The sequence below is a fragment of the Xanthomonas sp. GPE 39 genome, from assembly GCF_000963005.1.
Classification (GTDB): Bacteria; Pseudomonadota; Gammaproteobacteria; order Xanthomonadales; family Xanthomonadaceae; genus Xanthomonas_A.
This window is the reverse complement of record NZ_JZHZ01000007.1, coordinates 1,207,933-1,224,025: the sequence shown is the minus strand read 5'-3', so window position 1 is coordinate 1,224,025 and position 16,093 is coordinate 1,207,933. Positions and strand designations below refer to the sequence as shown.

Annotated in this window: 14 protein-coding genes; 7 read left to right on the top strand and 7 right to left on the bottom strand. The window is 64.0% G+C overall.

The window, feature by feature from the left end:
* The first annotated feature begins 92 nt into the window (after positions 1-92).
* Complete coding sequence (locus tag XALGPE39_RS05105; protein WP_045727251.1) at positions 93-986, top strand: alpha/beta hydrolase; 894 nt, start codon at positions 93-95, stop codon at positions 984-986.
* Between the two features lie 45 nt (positions 987-1,031).
* Here the strand turns inward: XALGPE39_RS05105 and XALGPE39_RS05100 are convergent, their stop codons facing one another.
* Together XALGPE39_RS05100 and XALGPE39_RS05095 are read right to left on the bottom strand one after the other, a co-directional pair.
* A complete protein-coding gene (locus tag XALGPE39_RS05100) occupies positions 1,032-1,727 on the bottom strand; it encodes a glutathione S-transferase (RefSeq protein WP_045727250.1) in 696 nt (231 codons plus the stop codon).
* Positions 1,728-1,919: 192 nt separating this feature from the next.
* A complete protein-coding gene (locus XALGPE39_RS05095; RefSeq protein WP_045727249.1) occupies positions 1,920-2,159 on the bottom strand; it encodes a cold-shock protein in 240 nt (79 codons plus the stop codon).
* Between the two features lie 394 nt (positions 2,160-2,553).
* On the opposite strand from XALGPE39_RS05095, the gene XALGPE39_RS05090 reads away from it, so the two are divergent.
* The 3 genes from XALGPE39_RS05090 to XALGPE39_RS05080 all read left to right on the top strand — a co-directional run bounded on the left by XALGPE39_RS05090 (position 2,554) and on the right by XALGPE39_RS05080 (position 6,858).
* Positions 2,554-3,099 (top strand): YaeQ family protein, encoded by a 546-nt coding sequence (locus tag XALGPE39_RS05090; protein ID WP_045727248.1) that lies wholly within the window; start codon positions 2,554-2,556, stop codon positions 3,097-3,099.
* Positions 3,096-4,292, top strand: coding sequence for an NAD(P)/FAD-dependent oxidoreductase (locus XALGPE39_RS05085; protein ID WP_045727247.1), 1,197 nt, complete (start codon positions 3,096-3,098; stop codon positions 4,290-4,292). The genes XALGPE39_RS05090 and XALGPE39_RS05085 overlap by 4 nt, the downstream gene beginning before the upstream one ends.
* Before the next feature lie 493 nt (positions 4,293-4,785).
* Positions 4,786-6,858 (top strand): EAL domain-containing protein, encoded by a 2,073-nt coding sequence (locus XALGPE39_RS05080; protein ID WP_045727246.1) that lies wholly within the window; start codon positions 4,786-4,788, stop codon positions 6,856-6,858.
* 57 nt (positions 6,859-6,915) lie between these two features.
* Here XALGPE39_RS05080 and htpX read toward each other — a convergent pair whose 3' ends face one another.
* Positions 6,916-7,800, bottom strand: coding sequence for a protease HtpX (gene htpX, locus XALGPE39_RS05075; RefSeq protein ID WP_045727245.1), 885 nt, complete (start codon positions 7,798-7,800; stop codon positions 6,916-6,918).
* A gap of 104 nt (positions 7,801-7,904) precedes the next feature.
* On the opposite strand from htpX, the gene gluQRS reads away from it, so the two are divergent.
* The 3 genes from gluQRS to phaR all read left to right on the top strand — a co-directional run bounded on the left by gluQRS (position 7,905) and on the right by phaR (position 10,338).
* Complete coding sequence (gene gluQRS / locus XALGPE39_RS05070) at positions 7,905-8,789, top strand: tRNA glutamyl-Q(34) synthetase GluQRS (protein WP_045727244.1); 885 nt, start codon at positions 7,905-7,907, stop codon at positions 8,787-8,789.
* A gap of 92 nt (positions 8,790-8,881) precedes the next feature.
* Positions 8,882-9,622 carry a beta-ketoacyl-ACP reductase gene (locus tag XALGPE39_RS05065; RefSeq protein ID WP_045727243.1) on the top strand — a complete coding sequence of 247 codons (741 nt, stop codon included), beginning with the start codon at positions 8,882-8,884 and terminating at the stop codon, positions 9,620-9,622.
* Between the two features lie 200 nt (positions 9,623-9,822).
* On the top strand, positions 9,823-10,338 hold the full coding sequence (phaR, locus tag XALGPE39_RS05060) for a polyhydroxyalkanoate synthesis repressor PhaR (RefSeq protein WP_045727242.1): 516 nt from the start codon (positions 9,823-9,825) through the stop codon (positions 10,336-10,338).
* Between the two features lie 218 nt (positions 10,339-10,556).
* Here the strand turns inward: phaR and XALGPE39_RS05055 are convergent, their stop codons facing one another.
* From XALGPE39_RS05055 to XALGPE39_RS05040, 4 genes are all read right to left on the bottom strand, one after another.
* Positions 10,557-11,513, bottom strand: coding sequence for a TraB/GumN family protein (locus tag XALGPE39_RS05055; RefSeq protein ID WP_082061831.1), 957 nt, complete (start codon positions 11,511-11,513; stop codon positions 10,557-10,559).
* A gap of 13 nt (positions 11,514-11,526) precedes the next feature.
* Positions 11,527-12,456, bottom strand: coding sequence for a DUF1684 domain-containing protein (locus tag XALGPE39_RS05050; protein WP_045727241.1), 930 nt, complete (start codon positions 12,454-12,456; stop codon positions 11,527-11,529).
* Entirely contained in the window at positions 12,456-14,327 is a 1,872-nt protein-coding gene (gene mutL, locus XALGPE39_RS05045; RefSeq protein ID WP_045727240.1) for a DNA mismatch repair endonuclease MutL, read from the bottom strand. Before mutL ends, XALGPE39_RS05050 begins: the two co-directional genes overlap by 1 nt.
* A gap of 139 nt (positions 14,328-14,466) precedes the next feature.
* Positions 14,467-16,053 (bottom strand): N-acetylmuramoyl-L-alanine amidase, encoded by a 1,587-nt coding sequence (locus XALGPE39_RS05040; protein WP_045727239.1) that lies wholly within the window; start codon positions 16,051-16,053, stop codon positions 14,467-14,469.
* Positions 16,054-16,093 lie beyond the last annotated feature (40 nt).

The window sequence follows — 16,093 nt, the reverse complement described above, 5'->3', positions numbered from 1 at the left end:
AGCTACACCACAGCAGCGCGCGCATGGCGCTGTACACTTCGCGATGACATGCCACTGACGCATCCTTAAAGTCTTTTTCAGGCCTCCATTCCATGTCAAACCATCCGCTGCGGCTACGCTGGGCACGCCACCTACTGATCGCAGTGTCCACGCTGCTCGTCTCGGCTTGCACCAGCGTGTTCTTCGCCGGCCTCAATGCAGGCTCCTCGCGTCATGGATTGAACGAGCAGCGCGGAATCGTGTACGACCCCGCCAACGGTCTGGCGTTGGACGTTTACCGGCCGGTAGCGGCACAGGACGCGCCAGTCGTGGTGTTCTTCCACGGCGGCACCTGGAAGCACGGAACCCGTCAGCAGTACCGCTGGGCAGGAGAAGCCCTGGCGCGGCACGGCGTGGTCGCCATCGTGCCCGACTATCGCAAGTATCCGCAGGTGAGCCTCGACGGCTTCATGCACGACGCCGCCACTGCGGTGGCATGGAGCCAGCGCCATGCCGCCGAGTACGGCGGTGATCCACGACGACTGGTCGTGATGGGCCACTCCGCCGGCGCGCAGATGGCCGCGTTGCTCGCGACCGACAGCCACTGGCTACAGTCACAGGGCCTGTCGCCACGACAACTGTGCGGTTTGGTCGGGCTCGCTGGCCCCTACGATTTCCTGCCGCTGACCGATCCCGACCTGATCGCGATCTTCGGCAGCGATCCCGCGCAACAGCGGCGCTCACAGCCAGTGGCGTTCGTCAACGGCGACGAGCCGCCGGCACTGCTGCTGCACGGCGACGCCGACAAAACCGTACTACCGCGCAACAGCAAGTCGCTACAAGCGGCGTTGCAGGGCGTTGGCGTGCCGGCAGAACTCAAGACCTACAGCGGAGTCAGCCACATGGGCGTGTTGCTGGCGCTACGCAAGGACGATCCAGCGCTGCCGGTGATGACCGACAGCATCGCCTTCGTGCGCCGCTGTCCGGCCCGCCCCGCGCAACCCTGAAGGGGCATGACTCAGGCGCAGATCGCGCCCCCAACCCACTCAAGCTCAGCCATCCGCCCCCGCACCGAGCAAGGCGAATGGACCACCCTGCTGCAGCGCGCGTTGATAGGCAGGGCGCTGCTCGATCCGCTGCACGAACCCGGCCAAGTTCGGATGCGCGTGCAGGCCGATGCGCGCCGCCGCCGCCTGAATCGGGAAACTCATCTGCACATCCACGGCGGTGAAGCGCTCGCCGACGAACCAGCCGGCACCCGCCAGTTCCCGCTCCATCCAATCCAGGTGCAGGCTCAACTGCGGCCCGACAAATCCAGCCATGGCCTTGTCGACGATCGCCTTGGCGATCGGGCGTGCGAAGAACGGCATCTTCGCCGAGCGGATCCGTCCGAACACCAGGCTCATCAGCAACGGCGGCATCGCCGAGCCCTCGGCGTAGTGCATCCAATAGCGATAGCGCAGCCGCTCGGGCGAATCCAGCGGCTGCGGCGGCGGCGACAGTCTGCGCTCGCTGTCATAGCGCTCCACCAGATAGTCAAGGATCGCGCCGGATTCGGCGAGCACATGACCATCGTCCACCAGCACCGGCGACTTGCCCAGCGGATGGATCGCGCGCAGTTCGGGCGGCGCCAACATGGTCCGAGGATCACGCTGGTACTTGACCACCTGGTAGGGCAGCGCCAGCTCCTCCAACAGCCACAACACACGCTGCGACCGGGACTGATTGAGGTGATGCACGGCGATCATGGCAACGGCTCCGACAACACGCGGACCGCCATCGTAGCCCAGCGCGGCATGGTTGCCGGCGCAACATGCGCGGGCACCGCGTCACCGGCGCGGCCACTGCGGGCTGGCGCGGCGTTACGGCACGGACGCACAAACGAAAACGCCGGAAGCTTGCGCTCCCGGCGTTGGGCAACCTTGCGGTAGCGGACGTCCTTAGACGACCTGCACCTGGTCGGCCTGCATGCCCTTCTGGCCCTGAACAGCCACGAAGCTCACCTTCTGGCCTTCCTGCAGCGACTTGAAGCCGGTGCCCTGGATCGCGCGGAAGTGAACGAACAGGTCGCTCAGCTGGCTACCGGCTTCCGGCGTGATGAAGCCGAAACCCTTAGCGTCGTTGAACCACTTCACCGTGCCATAGCAACGTTCGCCCTGATGATTATGATGCGTGCTCATTACAAACTCCTGAAACTATTGATAAATTAAGAAATCGCAGCCACCGGATATCGGGGCCGAGACTGAGTTGCAGGCGTTGGTAATGCGGAACGATGAAGCGGATCTTACGGATCTACTGCACCAAGCCACGATTCACGGTGACTCTAGCAAACACAGTGGGGTCACTGTACGCGGGTAGCAGTCAAAAAGCGACAATTTTATGTAGACAAAGTGCCGGAAATCACAGTAATAACTGTACGGAACTCTAAAGTTAGGCATGGAGCTGCCGATCTCCTTGCCAGCCTATGCAGAAAAATCGCACTGCCGCCACTCCCCAGCGCATTGCAACGCAACCAAACGTCGGATCGGCGACGGCCACGCAGTATCATAGACGCCCTTCGCCACCGGTCGCCGCATGGCCCTCACCGCCACACTCCGCAAAGCGGAACTGCAAATCTCCGACATGGACCGCGCCTACTACGCCGCGCACTCCCTGACGCTGGCACAGCACCCATCCGAGACCGACCAGCGCCTGATGGCACGGCTGCTCGCCTTCGCACTGTACGCCGAAGAACGCCTGCTGTTCGGCAAGGGCCTGAGCAGCGACGACGAGCCGGATCTGTGGCGGATGGACTACACCGGCGCGATCGAGCAATGGATCGAGGTCGGCCAACCCGACGAATCGCGGCTGCGTAAGGCATGCGGCCGCTCCCGCGCGGTGATCGTGGTCAACTACGGCGGTCGCGCAGCGGATATCTGGTGGGACAAGAACGCCAGTGCGTTGCTCAAACTCAAGCCGGTGCAGGTGATCGACCTGCCCGCCGATGCAATTGCCGCCGCCGCCGCGCTGATCGAGCGCAGCATGCGCTTCGATGTGGTCATCCAGGACGGGGAGGTGCAGTTGCTGGGCGACAGTGGCAGCGTCACGTTCACCCCGACGGTGCGCAAAGCCGCAGCATGAACGCGCGAACTGCGCCGAACCGCATCGATGTCGCGGTGATCGGTGCCGGCGCCGCCGGACTGATGTGCGCCCTCACCGCCGGCCAGCGTGGCCGCCGGGTGCAGGTGATCGAGCACGCTAACAAGGTCGGCAAGAAGATCCTGATGTCCGGTGGCGGACGCTGCAACTTCACCAACACAGGCACCGGCCCGGGTAACTTCCTCTCCGCCAATCCGCATTTCTGCAAGTCTGCGCTGGCGCGGTATCGTCCGGCCGATTTCGTCGAGATGGTCGAGCGCCACGGCATCGCCTACCACGAGAAGGAACTTGGCCAGCTGTTCTGCGATATCTCCTCCAAGCAAATCGTGCGCATGTTGGTGGAGGAATGCGAGGCGGCCGGGGTGCACCTGCGCACCCAATGCAGCGTGCACCGGGTGGAGCGCGGCAGCGACGGATTCCACCTCGATACCGACGACGGCCCGGTGCATGCCGCCGCGCTGGTGGTGGCTAGCGGCGGCCTCTCCATCCCGAGCCTGGGCGCGAGCGGCTTCGGTTATGCGCTGGCCCGCCAGTTCGGTCACGCCGTGCTGCCAACTCGCGCCGGATTGGTGCCCCTCACCCTCAGCGGCAAGCACCACGAGCGCCTGCACGATCTATCCGGGCTGGCGCTGCCAGTGGAGGCCAGTTGCAACGGCGCCAGCTTCCGCAACTTCATGCTGATTACCCACCGCGGCATTAGCGGCCCGGCGATTCTGCAGATCTCATCGTACTGGCAGCCGGGCGACGACCTACGTCTGAACCTGCTGCCCGGCCAGGATGCGGCCACCTGGCTGCGTGAGCAAAAGCGCCTGCGCGGCGGCGCCGAGCTGCGCACGGTCCTGGGCGACGCTCTGCCGCGACGCTTCGCGCAGCGCCTGTGCGAGGTGTGGCTGGCGGACAAACCAGTCCGCCAACTGGACGAACCACAACTGCGTGCCGCGGCCGCACTACTCGGCGCTTGGCCGCTAGTGGCCAGCGGCACCGAGGGCTATCGCACCGCCGAGGTCACCCTGGGCGGGGTGGATACCGATGAGGTGTCCTCGACAACGATGGAATCGCGCAAGATTCCCGGTCTGTACTTCGTCGGCGAGGTACTGGACGTCAGCGGCTGGCTGGGCGGCTACAACTTCCAATGGGCCTGGGCCTCGGGCCACGCCGCCGGTAGCGCGGCCTGAATCGGTCCCGCTGGAGGAGATGCCGGCGCACACACTGCCGACACGCAGGTGCACGCGATGGCACACACGACGCAAGCCATGAATCGTCCCGTGTTTTCCAGGCACCTGGCAGCCATGGAGCATGGAAAGCTCGAAGGCTGACATGCGCCACAAACGAGATAAGGACGAATTCAAGATAAAAGCGGCCCACCAGGCAACCTGGTCGCCGATTCAACTTGGGTGGCACAGTGAAAGGCCACCGATTACTTTCCCAAGGAATAAAGACAACATACGCCTTCATGCAGGCGCATCGTCTGCAATTCAGGCTGCGCGTGATGTCCCAGGTGCTATGTGTGAATGGGTTTGGCCACTCCGCTTGAATGTGCTCACCGACTCAGTCGGCACCTCGGCGACGACGCTAGCTTACCGGCCGGGCGAGATACAGATTCTCTGAGCTGACGCATGGACGCCACGGCGGCCCTCGTGTATTAAGATTCCAATCTTGGAGTTCCGAATGCACAACGGCAAAGACACCACCCTGCGCTTGATGATCGTCGACGACAGCGGCGAAGATGCCGAGGGGATCGTCAGCAGCCTGCGTAATAGCGGCATCGCCGTGCGGCCCTCGCGACCGCAACACGCCGACGAACTGGACGCCATGCTCGCCGCACAGCAGATCGACCTGGTACTCAGCGCACACGCACAGGTGATCCCGCTGCCACAGGTGCTGCAACGTGTGGCAGCCAGCGGCAAGGACATTCCCGTCATCATGCTGACCGAACATATCGACGAGAACGTCTGGAGCGACGCACTCTCCAGCGGCGCGCGCGCGATCGCACTGCGGCAACGTCCGGAGCAACTGCTGACAGTGGTGCGGACCACCTGGGCCGATCTGCAAGCACGCCGCGGGTTGCGCCGGATCGAAGCGCAAATGCGCGAGACCGAACGGCGCTGCGACGCACTGATCGCGTCCTCGCGCGATCCGATTGCCTACATCCATGAAGGCATGCATATCCGCGCCAATGACGCGTACCTGGAGATGTTCGGGTTCGTCTCTTTCGATGAGGTCGAAGGCATCTCGCTGCTGGACATGCTCGCTCCGCAGCACGTGGAGGACTTCAAACAATTACTCAAATCGCTAAGCAAGGGAGAGCCGCCCCCAGCGCAGTATCAGGTCGACGCACGCACACTGGAAGGCGAGAGCTTTCCGGCGACGATGGAGTTCGCCACTGCCAGTTACGAAGGCGAAGCCTGCGTGCAGGTGGTGTTCCGGCGCCGCGAGGAGTTCGACCCGGAACTGGCGCGTGAAGTCGAGGGCCTGCGCCAGCGCGATCAGGTCACCGGCCTACTCAACCGCCCAACCTTCATGCTGGCGCTGGAAAACGCGGTCGCCCAAGTCAGCCGCGGCGATGGTCAATTCGGCTTTCTGCTCGTCGAACCGGATCACTACAAGCGGCTGGTGACCGATATCGGCCTGGACTCGGCCGACGTGCTGATCGCCGCACTAGCCAAGCACTTGGCCGCGGCGATCGACAGCGACGTACAGGCGGCGCGTTTCGGCGAACACAATTTTGCACTCCTGCTGAAAGGCGACTACGCGCGCACCTGCGCGCTGGCTCAACGTCTGCTGCATCGCTACGCCAGTCAGGTGCTTAGCGTAGGCGAACGCTCGGCGACGGTGACGGTCAGCATCGGCGGCGTGCAGATCGGCGAGAAGATCGCCAGCGTCGGCCAGATTCTGACCCGTGCCAGCGAAAACGTGCAAACCAACATCGAACTGGGCGGCAACGCCTGCAAGATCTTCGACCCCGCCGCCGCCGACCGTCTGGAAGAAGAGCGCATCCAGCGCTGGGTGCAGTATCTGCGCGAAGCGCTGGCCAATGGTGGCTTCCTGCTCCACTACCAGCCATTGGTGAACCTGCAGGGCGAGCCTCACGAACTTTACGGGGCTTATTTGCGTCTGGAGCTCAACAACGAATTGATTAGACCGGGTAGCTTCCTCGGCATCGCCGACGAGTACGGCATGATGGCGGAGATCGACCGCTGGGTGGTCTCCCACGCGATCGCGGTGATCGGCGAGCGTCAACGCGCGGGGCATACCACCAGCGTACTGGTCAAGATCACCACGGATTCATTCGCCGACGCGCAGATGGTGCAACTGATTCAGCGCGAACTGGCTAAACATAACGTGCCAGGCGAGCGGTTATGGCTGCAGACACCGGAGGCCAGAGTGTTCACCCACCTCCGTAATGCGCAACAGTTTCTCGCCGACGCCGCCGCGCTGGGCTGCAAGGTCGGGCTGGAGCAGTTCGGCTCCGGCCTGGACTCGTTCCAGTTGCTGGCACACTTCCAGCCCGCATTTCTGAAACTGGACCGCGAATTCACACGGGACCTGACCCAGACCCGCGAACACCAGGACAAAATCCAAGAAATCACCGCACGCGCGCAATCGTCTGGCATCCGCACCATCGCCGAATTCGTCTCGGACGCCACCTCGATGAGCCTGCTGTTCAACGCCGGAGTCGACTACATGCAGGGCGAGTTCGTCGGCCTGGCAACAGGGGAAATGAACTTCGACTTCAGCTAACACCCCGCGCCCTTTCGTTTCGGACGCAATGCAGGCGAAAACGCCAAGACGCCCCGATCAGCGCACCGTCGCATTGACTTGCGAAGCGCGCAACGCAGCGATGCGCTCGCTCAACGGCGGATGGCTCATGAACAAGCGACGCAATCCCTGACCCAACCCACCGGCAATCCCGAACGCCTGAACCTGCGACGGCAACGTGCTCTGCCCATGGTTGAGCTCCAACCGCTGCAGCGCTGCGATCATCTTGGCGCGACCGGCCAGACTGGCACCACCAGCATCGGCGCGAAACTCGCGGTAGCGCGAGAACCACATCGCGATCATCGTCGCGAACAGGCCGAACACCAACTCCAGCACCATCACGATCGCGTAGTACGCCAGACCACGGCGGTCATCGCGGTTGCCCCCGAGATAACTGTCCAGCACACCGCCGACCACCCGCGCCAGCACGATCACGAAGGTGTTGAGCACGCCCTGCAGCAAGGCCATCGTCACCATATCGCCATTGGCGATGTGGCTGATTTCGTGGCCGATCACCGCTTCGGCCTCGTCTTCGGTCATGTTGTGCAGCAAACCGGTGGACACCGCCACCAGCGCATTGTTGCGATTGGCCCCCGTGGCAAAGGCGTTGATTTCCGGGCCATCGTAAACCGCCACCTCCGGCATGCCGATGCCAGCGGCCTGCGCCTGACGCCGCACCGTCTGCAGCAACCAACGCTCGGTTTGGTTGCGTGGCTCAGTGATCACCTGCGCGCCGGTGGCGCGCTTGGCCATGAACTTGGACAGCAACAGCGACACCAGCGACCCACCGAAGCCGAACACCGCGGCCATCACCAACAAGCCCCCCATCCGGCTCGGGTTGATGCCGAACACCGCCATGACAATGCCGGCCAGCACGAGCACCGCCAGGTTGGTGATGAGGAACAGGACGAGGCGATTGAACATGTGCGCGTGCGCTCCGCAAGGCGAGAGTGAAGGTCGTTGAGTCGAATCTGCGGTGCGAGCCGCTTGAATTCAAGCACCTAACTGCACGACGATTCAGCTTATCCATGTCCTCGTCTCTCTACCGTGGCCGTTTCGCGCCCTCGCCCAGCGGCCCGCTGCATCTAGGCTCGCTGCTGGCCGCTTTCGGCAGTTGGCTGCTGGCACGCCATGCCGGCGGCGAATGGCTGCTGCGCATCGAGGACGTGGACCGGCCGCGCAGCATCCCCGGTGCCGCCGAACGCCAGCTCGCCAGCCTGCGCGCCTGCGGGTTGGAAGCCGACGGACCAGTCCTGCGCCAGAGCCAGCGCGAGGCGGCCTACCAGGACGCACTACAGCAACTGCTGCAATCCGGGCAAGCGTTCGCCTGCAGTTGCAGTCGCAGCGACCTGGCCGCGCAGGGTGGAGTACATCATCGCTGCGTCGCGACGCAGACACGGCCGAAGCCGGCGCTGCGCCTACGGGTCGCACCCGGCACAGCCAGCGTGGTCGCATTCGACGATGGCCTGCGCGGCACCCTGACTCAGGACGTCCACGCCGAGGTCGGCGACGTCGTGCTGCTGCGCGCCGACGGCTGCTGGGCCTACCAACTGGCCGTGGTGGTCGACGATGCCGCGCAAGGCATTACCGACGTCGTGCGTGGCGCCGACCTGCTCGATTCCACTCCACGGCAAATCCTGCTGCAACGGGCACTGGGTCTACCGACGCCGCGCTATCTGCACCTGCCGCTGCTGCTCGGGGCCGACGGACGCAAACTCTCCAAATCGGACGCGGCGCTGCCGCTGGACGATGCCGACCCGCTGCCCGCGCTGCGCCTGGTCTGGGCGGCGCTGGGGCAGACGCCAGCGGCACTGGCCGGCGTCGGCTCGGTATCGGCACTATTGAAGGCGGCGCAACGCGCGTTCGATCCAGCGCAGTTGCCGACGCAGGAGTTTTTAACACGCCAGATGTAATTTAAGCATCCACAGCGCCCCAAAGGCTGACTAGAATCGCAGGTCCAGTCGCGCTGCGGCACCCTTCCCCCAATTGCTTCGGAGCAAAATTCATGACTTCACGCGTTGCGCTGGTGACCGGCGGTACCGGTGGAATTGGAACCGCGATCTGCGAGCGGCTGGCCGCGCAAGGCCACCGCGTCGCCAGTAATTATCGCGACGCGGCCAAGGCCCAGGCCTGGCAACAACGTATGCGCGAGCGCGGCCACGATGTTGCCATCATCGCCGGCGACGTCGCCTCGCCCGAGCATGCGCAGGCACTGGTGCAAGAGGTCGAACGCCAACTCGGCCCGATCGAGGTGCTGGTCAACAACGCCGGCATCACCCGCGACACCACCTTCCACAAAATGACCGCAGAGCAGTGGCACGAGGTCATCAACACCAATCTCAATTCGGTGTTCAACGTCACCCGCCCGGTGATCGAAGGCATGCGTCGGCAGCGCTGGGGCCGGGTCATCCAGATCAGCTCGATCAACGGCCTCAAGGGCCAGTACGGGCAGGCCAATTACGCCGCTGCCAAGGCCGGCATGCATGGATTCACCATCTCCCTAGCGCGCGAGAATGCCAGCTACGGCATCACCGTCAACACCGTCTCGCCCGGCTATGTGGCCACCGACATGGTCATGGCGGTGCCGGAGGAAGTCCGCGCCAAGATCATCGCCGACATCCCCACCGGACGCCTCGGCAAACCGGAGGAAATCGCCTACGCGGTGGCATTCCTGGTGGCGCAAGAAGCGGCCTGGATCACCGGCTCGAATCTGGACATCAACGGCGGCCACCACATGGGCTGGTGATGCACGAACCACCCGGCATGCGATCAGTGGCAACGCGATAACGCCACAGCGCGCTGTCTACAACCGATGCTGCGCAACGTGCCTGGCATGCTGCGCAGCATTTTTCAGATGAGATCTAAAACATTCCAGGCACTGCGACAGTTGCAAGCCCTGATGCGCTGCGCCATGCTGCGCGCCTACCGTCAAAGAGCGATCGCTTCATGGCTGATATCCGCATCATCAAGAAGTATCCCAATCGCCGCCTCTACGACACCGAAATTTCCAGTTACATCACCATCGAAGACGTCCGCCAGTTGATCATCGACGGCGAGGAGTTCGAGGTGCGCGACGCCAAGACCGGCGAAGACCTCAGTCGCGCGGTCCTGTTGCAAATCATCGCTGACCAGGAACAGGACGGCGAACCGATGCTGTCCACTCAGTTGCTCAGCCAGATCATCCGTTTCTACGGCGACTCGCTGCAGGGCTTCATGGGCAACTATTTGGAACGCAGCATGCAGGTGTTCCTGGATCAGCAGCAACAGTTCCGTCAACAGATGGGTAACTTGCTGGGGCAAACGCCATGGACAATGATGAACCAGCTAACCGAGCGCAACCTGGAGTTGTGGCAAGAGTTCCAGCGCAACCTCGGCAGCGGTTTCGGCCGCCCCGCCGCTGGTGCAAGCAAACCCAGCGAACCACCAACCGGCACCACGTCGACGAAGTCGCGACCACGCTGAACGCATCACGCACACCTGGAAGAACGCGCGCGCGCCAAGGCGCGTGGCGTGTCGTCCCATAGGTGTAACGAACAGCCGGCACAACGGCACTCCAAAGGACGACGCCCTACCGACACCACGTCGGAAATCGTTCAAGGAACTCCGGTAAAGAGCGCCGCTTGCAATCCGCATCCAGCGCTGTCTGTTGTCCAGTCATCGTGCCAGACATGGCACGGCACTTATGAGCGTTGTCGCGCTGGCGCTGTATGGCAACCGGCACACAGCCGCTCGACCTTGTAACCCCGCGCGCGCAGCCCCTCGACCACCCCATCCGGGCCAAGCAGATGCAGCGCACCGACCACCACCAACGTGTCGCCCTGCCCATCCTGCAGGCGTTGCTCCAGTCGCGGCAACCAAGCTCGGTTACGCTCCACGTCGATGCGCTGATACAGACGCGGATAGTCGTGTTTCATCTGCACGCCGAGCTCCTGCCATAGCTGGCGCTCGTCGCCACCACGCCAGGCGTCGTGCAAGCGCAGTGTCTGCGTCGCGCCCTGCTCGGCATCGTCCAGTGCCTCGGTCAGCATCTGCCGCTGCTCCACCGGGTCCATGCCCTGTAGCAAGGCGATCTGTGCCGATGCGCTCTCCAATCCTTCCACCGACTTGCCGGCCTGCACCGCCATCTCCATAAAATGCCGGTCCAGACCGGCATCGGCCTGCAGCCCCTGCGTCTTCATGTCGGCGATGCTGATGCTCAGACCGACGAACCACGGTTCCAAGCCACTCATCTGCGCGAGCGGCAAGCCGTGCCCAGCCGCGTAACGGCGCAAGCGTTGCCAAGTCGCCGGATCCAGATCGTCTTGCAAGCGCTTGCCATCGTGGCGCTGCGCCGCCTGCAGCATCTGCGCGCCCAACTGGGGCGAATCCACATCCTGCGGCGCCAGTTCGAACAACAGTCGCGGCGATGCCGCATATGCGGCATCGACTTCGTGCGCAAGTGGGTAGTCCTGGGGCTTGAGCAGATGAAACGAACCCAGCAGATACAGCGTGCCATGCGGACCACTGACCTTCCACAGCAAGGGCGTGGGCGGCGCAAGCGCCGATGACGCAGGACTTGGACTTGCCAGAAGCGGCAGCGCCAGGGATACCAACATTCCCAGCAGCACGCTGCGCAACCAACGCGGTAATGGATTCATCGAAAGCCTTGCCTCAATGGTGAGCGGCGTAGACCTTCTCGCCAGCATCTACTGTCAGGTCGAGACGATTTTCCGGCGGCGGCAGCGGACAGGTCGCAAACGGGGTGAAGGCACACGGGGGGTTGTAGGCACGGTTGAAGTCCAGCACCACGCTGCCGTCGGCCGCCGGTGCAGGCACATCCAGGAAACGCCCTGCCGGGTAGCTGCCGCGCCCGCTGGTGCGGTCGGCGAACACCACAAACAATGGCTGTCCAGGCGAACCGATCGCCTGCAACCGAAAGCGTCTCCCATCACGCTCGAACTCCAACACGCCGGCATTCGGCGCGGCGGTACTGACGCCGATGATGTCCACGATTTGCAACGTCGTGCCGGGGGGATTGGGCACAAAACGCCCACGCACGCGCCAGGATTCGCTCAGCGGCCAATCCTGCAATCCAGCGAAACCCAGCCGGCTCGGCGCATCGGCGTGCTTGACCCGCAGCGCATAGCGGCCACCGCGTTCGATCAGACTGAGCTTGCCCTTGCCATCATCAAAATCGATCACCGTCGGCTGCGGATCGTGGTCGCTGTAAAAACGAATGCGCCCCTGCAGCGGCGTGCCGTCCACGCGGAGCGCGGCACCGGGCTCGGGGGTCAGATACACCTGTCCCTGCATCTGCGATACCAGTGCCATCCGCGGCGGACCAAACGCCAACCTAATGCCACTGCCTGGGCCGCTCCCGATGTAGTGTTCTTTCAGTTCCAGCCAATGCAGGCCGACCAAGCTGGTCCAGCCATCGGCCGCCTGCAGTTCGCGCAGACGCTGCGCGCGCCAGGCCTGTTCGTCGGCGAGAAAATGCGCGTCCATGGCCTTTGGCGCGCCCGGTGCAGATGCCTGTCTGCCGCACCCACTCATGGCCAGCAGTATCAGCAGCAGAGACAGCGGCTTCGTCCACTTGTGCATCAACGTCCCCGTAAGAACCAACGATCGATTTCAGCCAAGGTAAAGCGTGCCCAGGTCGGACGTCCATGGTTGCATTGTCCGGAGCGTTCGGTCGCCTCCATATCACGCAGCAAGGCATTCATTTCCGGCAACGTAAGACGCCGGTTGGCACGCACCGCGCCGTGACAGGCCATGGTCGACAGCAGCGCGTCGCGCGCGCCAGCGACACGACCGCTGTGGCCATGCTCGCGCAAATCGGTGAGTACATCGCGCAGTAAAGCCTCCGGTTCGGCCTGCGCCAGCAAGGCCGGGATGCTGCGCACGTGCAAGGACTGCGGTCCACTGCGGGTAATCTCGAATCCAAGCGCGGCCAAGGTCTGCGCTTCGCGCTCGGCGGTATCGGCGTCGCGCTCGCCAACCGCCAGGGTGATCGGCACCAGCAGTGGCTGCGTATGCAGGCCAATCCCATCGTGCGCGCTCTTGAGCCGCTCGTAGCCGATACGCTCGTGCGCGGCATGCATGTCGACCACGATCAGACCTTCGGCGTTTTCGGCCAGGATATAGATGCCATGCAATTGCGCGATCGCGTAGCCGAGCGGCGGCACACCGCTGTCGGGCGCAGTGGGCGGCAACCCGCCTGCCGCGTCCTGCGCCTGGCGTGGCAGGTGAGTCGCCGCGCTTGCCGAATCGGCCGACCCCGCGTACAAGGCCGCATACGCCGCAGGTGCCTCCTGCACGCGCAAGCCGAGCGGCGACTGCGCCGACCGCCATTGCGCACCATCTCCCGTACCACCACTACCACCTGCCGATGCGCGCGGCGGCAGCCATGCGCCCGCTCCGGAGCCATGCGTCGGCAATGCCTGCAGCGGCGCATCGGCCGCCGTGCCGGGCAGGCTGCCGGCACGGGTCTGCGCCAACGCGTCCTGCAAGGTGCGGTAAACGAAATCGTGGATCAGCCGCGCATCGCGGAAACGCACCTCGTGCTTGGCCGGATGAACATTGACGTCCACACGCGACGGATCCAACTCCAGGAACAACACATAGGCCGGCTGACGACCATGAAACAGCACGTCGCCATAGGCCATCTTCACCGCGTGCGCGACACTGCGGTCGCGCACCGAACGGCCATTGACGTACAGGTACTGCTGGTCGGCACTGGCACGCGAATAATGCGGTTGTGCGATCCAGCCATGCAGGCGCAGGCCAGCGCCACTGTGATCCACCCGCAACGCCTGCCGGGCGAAATCCTCGCCCAGCGTTTCGCCCAGGCGGGCATCCGAATACAGATCGCCGGGCTTGTAGCGCCGCGACGGTTTGCCATTGTGAGAAACCCGTAGTTCCACATCCGGGCGCGCCAGCGCCAGCGAACGCAGCCATTCCTCGATGTGGCCCAATTCGGTGCGTTCGGCGCGCAGGAATTTGCGCCGCGCCGGCACGTTGTAGAACAGTTCGCGCACTTCCACCGTGGTACCCGGCGACTGCGCGTGCGGCTGCACCGTACCGACTTTGCCCCCTTCCACCTGCAACATGGCGCCATGCGCGTCGTCGGCGCGGCGCGAGGCCAGGCTGAAGCGACTGACCGACGCAATCGAGGGCAAGGCCTCGCCACGAAACCCAAGCGTGCCGACGGTTTCCAAATCGTCCAACGAGGCGATTTTACTGGTTGCGTGCCGCGACACCGCCAATGGCAACTCTTCGGCGGGGATGCCACCACCATCGTCGCGGATGCGAATCAGGCGCACGCCGCCCTCTTCCAGGTCGATGTCCACGCGGTGCGCGCCCGCATCCAGCGCGTTCTCCACCAGCTCCTTGACCACCGAAGCCGGACGCTCCACCACTTCGCCCGCAGCGATCTGGTTAATCAGGATCTCGGGCAATTGACGGATGCTCATACCGACCCCGCAGCACGCACCGGTCTCGGCGCGCTGGTTTCAACGGTAGAACAAGAACACCAGCAAAAAACGAACATCGGCACGGCGCACGGCGCGGACGCCATCATCGAGGATTGGCCGGCCATGATAGCCGAGCGTGTCAGCGGTTGCCGCCAGCGACCGTCCCAGCCGCCGCATCCGCTTCTGCCTGCGCGCGCGCGGCGAACAGCGTGCCGGGAGGCGGTTGCTGGGTAAAGAAGGTGTTCACACCATCAAGCACAGCGCTGGCGATACGGTGCTGATAGGCGGGTTCGGTCAAACGACGCTCTTCTTCCGGGTTGGAAATATAAGCGGTCTCGACCAGCATCGCCGGCATGTCGGAGGTCCGCAGCACGGCAAAATTGGCGCGCTCGATCTCTGGCTTGTGGTTGTTGCCGATTTCCTTCAGCCCGCCCAATACATGCTCGGCCGCATCCTCGGACGCTTTCATGTGCCCGCTCTGGGCCAAGTCGAGCAACACGCTCGCCAAGGTGCTATCGGTTCTCTGCAAACGCACGCCGCCGACCAGATCAGCCGCATTCTCTTTGTCCGCCAGCCAGCGCGCGCGCTGCGACGAAGCGCCTTTGGTCGATAGTACGTACACCGAAGAACCGCTTGCACTGCGATTTTCTGCGGCATCGGCGTGGATCGAGATGAAGATGTCGGCCTTGGCTGCGCGGGCTTTCTGCGCGCGCATCGGCAACGGAATGAACACGTCGGTGCTGCGCGTCATGTATGCCTTCATGCCAGGCGTGGCGTTGATCTGGCGGGCCAGTTCGCGACCGATCGCCAGAGTCACATCCTTCTCGTGCTTGCCGGTAGGGCCGGTAGCTCCGGGATCCTGACCGCCATGACCAGGGTCGATGGCCACGATCAACGGGCGCATGCCCGGCCTCATTCGCACCCGCGACGGCGCACTCGGCATCACCGGCCGCGCTTCAGCCGCTGCGGCCACCGCCATCTCGTCTTGGTCGTTGGCCGGTTCGCTGGCCTGCGGCGGCGCTATCTGGGGCTGACTGGCGCTTTTCTGCGCCACCGTGGCAACGCCAGCGCCCGACTTGGCAAGCGGTACACGCGCCGATTCCGTCAGCGCAGGGACGGCGGCGGCATCGCTTACCGGCGGCGGGGGCGCCACGGCGACCGGCTGTGGCTGGGTCGAATGCTGCACGACAGAAGCGGTCAATGCCGCCGTCGCGCGCGCCGCTTCCGCACGTGGATCCAGGGCAGGCTTGGCAACAGGCGGCGGTAACACAGGCACTGCGGACACCGAGGGCGGCACGGCGCTAGCCGCAACGGACTTACCCATCGCGGCATCGCCCGGCCACTCGATCACCAACACCGAACTACCGCCAATGGTCTGCATCTGCGGCTTGAACGCGACCACCGAATTGCTGAGGTCGAACACGATACGCAAGGTACCCGGCACCGGATGGCCCGTGCGCACGGCACTGACCACACCGCTGCCGGCGGGTAGCTTCAAACCCTTGACGGCGGAAGAGTCGGCAAAATCCACCACCAGCCGATCAGGGTGAGCCAAGGAGATGGTGCTGAAGCCGCCGTTGCCCTGCAAACGGATCTCTGCGCGGGTGCCGGTTGCACCGTTATCCAGCGATACCGACTGAACCTCGCCCGCAAACGCCAAATGCGCCGCCAGGCACCAGCCTGCGGCGATGGCGGAACAGGCAAAAACTCGGATCCCCTGGCGCATACCATCGATTCAAGCATCGTAACGATACAAATGCAAGCAA

Excerpts from the sequence above, each read along its gene's own strand:
- XALGPE39_RS05105 (WP_045727251.1), top strand. The coding sequence starts at position 93 with ATGTCAAACCATCCGCTGCGGCTACGCTGGGCACGCCACCTACTGATC.
- XALGPE39_RS05100 (WP_045727250.1), bottom strand. The coding sequence starts at position 1,727 with ATGATCGCCGTGCATCACCTCAATCAGTCCCGGTCGCAGCGTGTGTTG.
- XALGPE39_RS05095 (WP_045727249.1), bottom strand. The coding sequence starts at position 2,159 with ATGAGCACGCATCATAATCATCAGGGCGAACGTTGCTATGGCACGGTG.
- XALGPE39_RS05090 (WP_045727248.1), top strand. The coding sequence starts at position 2,554 with ATGGCCCTCACCGCCACACTCCGCAAAGCGGAACTGCAAATCTCCGAC.
- XALGPE39_RS05085 (WP_045727247.1), top strand. The coding sequence starts at position 3,096 with ATGAACGCGCGAACTGCGCCGAACCGCATCGATGTCGCGGTGATCGGT.
- XALGPE39_RS05080 (WP_045727246.1), top strand. The coding sequence starts at position 4,786 with ATGCACAACGGCAAAGACACCACCCTGCGCTTGATGATCGTCGACGAC.
- htpX (WP_045727245.1), bottom strand. The coding sequence starts at position 7,800 with ATGTTCAATCGCCTCGTCCTGTTCCTCATCACCAACCTGGCGGTGCTC.
- gluQRS (WP_045727244.1), top strand. The coding sequence starts at position 7,905 with ATGTCCTCGTCTCTCTACCGTGGCCGTTTCGCGCCCTCGCCCAGCGGC.
- XALGPE39_RS05065 (WP_045727243.1), top strand. The coding sequence starts at position 8,882 with ATGACTTCACGCGTTGCGCTGGTGACCGGCGGTACCGGTGGAATTGGA.
- phaR (WP_045727242.1), top strand. The coding sequence starts at position 9,823 with ATGGCTGATATCCGCATCATCAAGAAGTATCCCAATCGCCGCCTCTAC.
- XALGPE39_RS05055 (WP_082061831.1), bottom strand. The coding sequence starts at position 11,513 with ATGAATCCATTACCGCGTTGGTTGCGCAGCGTGCTGCTGGGAATGTTG.
- XALGPE39_RS05050 (WP_045727241.1), bottom strand. The coding sequence starts at position 12,456 with ATGCACAAGTGGACGAAGCCGCTGTCTCTGCTGCTGATACTGCTGGCC.
- mutL (WP_045727240.1), bottom strand. The coding sequence starts at position 14,327 with ATGAGCATCCGTCAATTGCCCGAGATCCTGATTAACCAGATCGCTGCG.
- XALGPE39_RS05040 (WP_045727239.1), bottom strand. The coding sequence starts at position 16,053 with ATGCGCCAGGGGATCCGAGTTTTTGCCTGTTCCGCCATCGCCGCAGGC.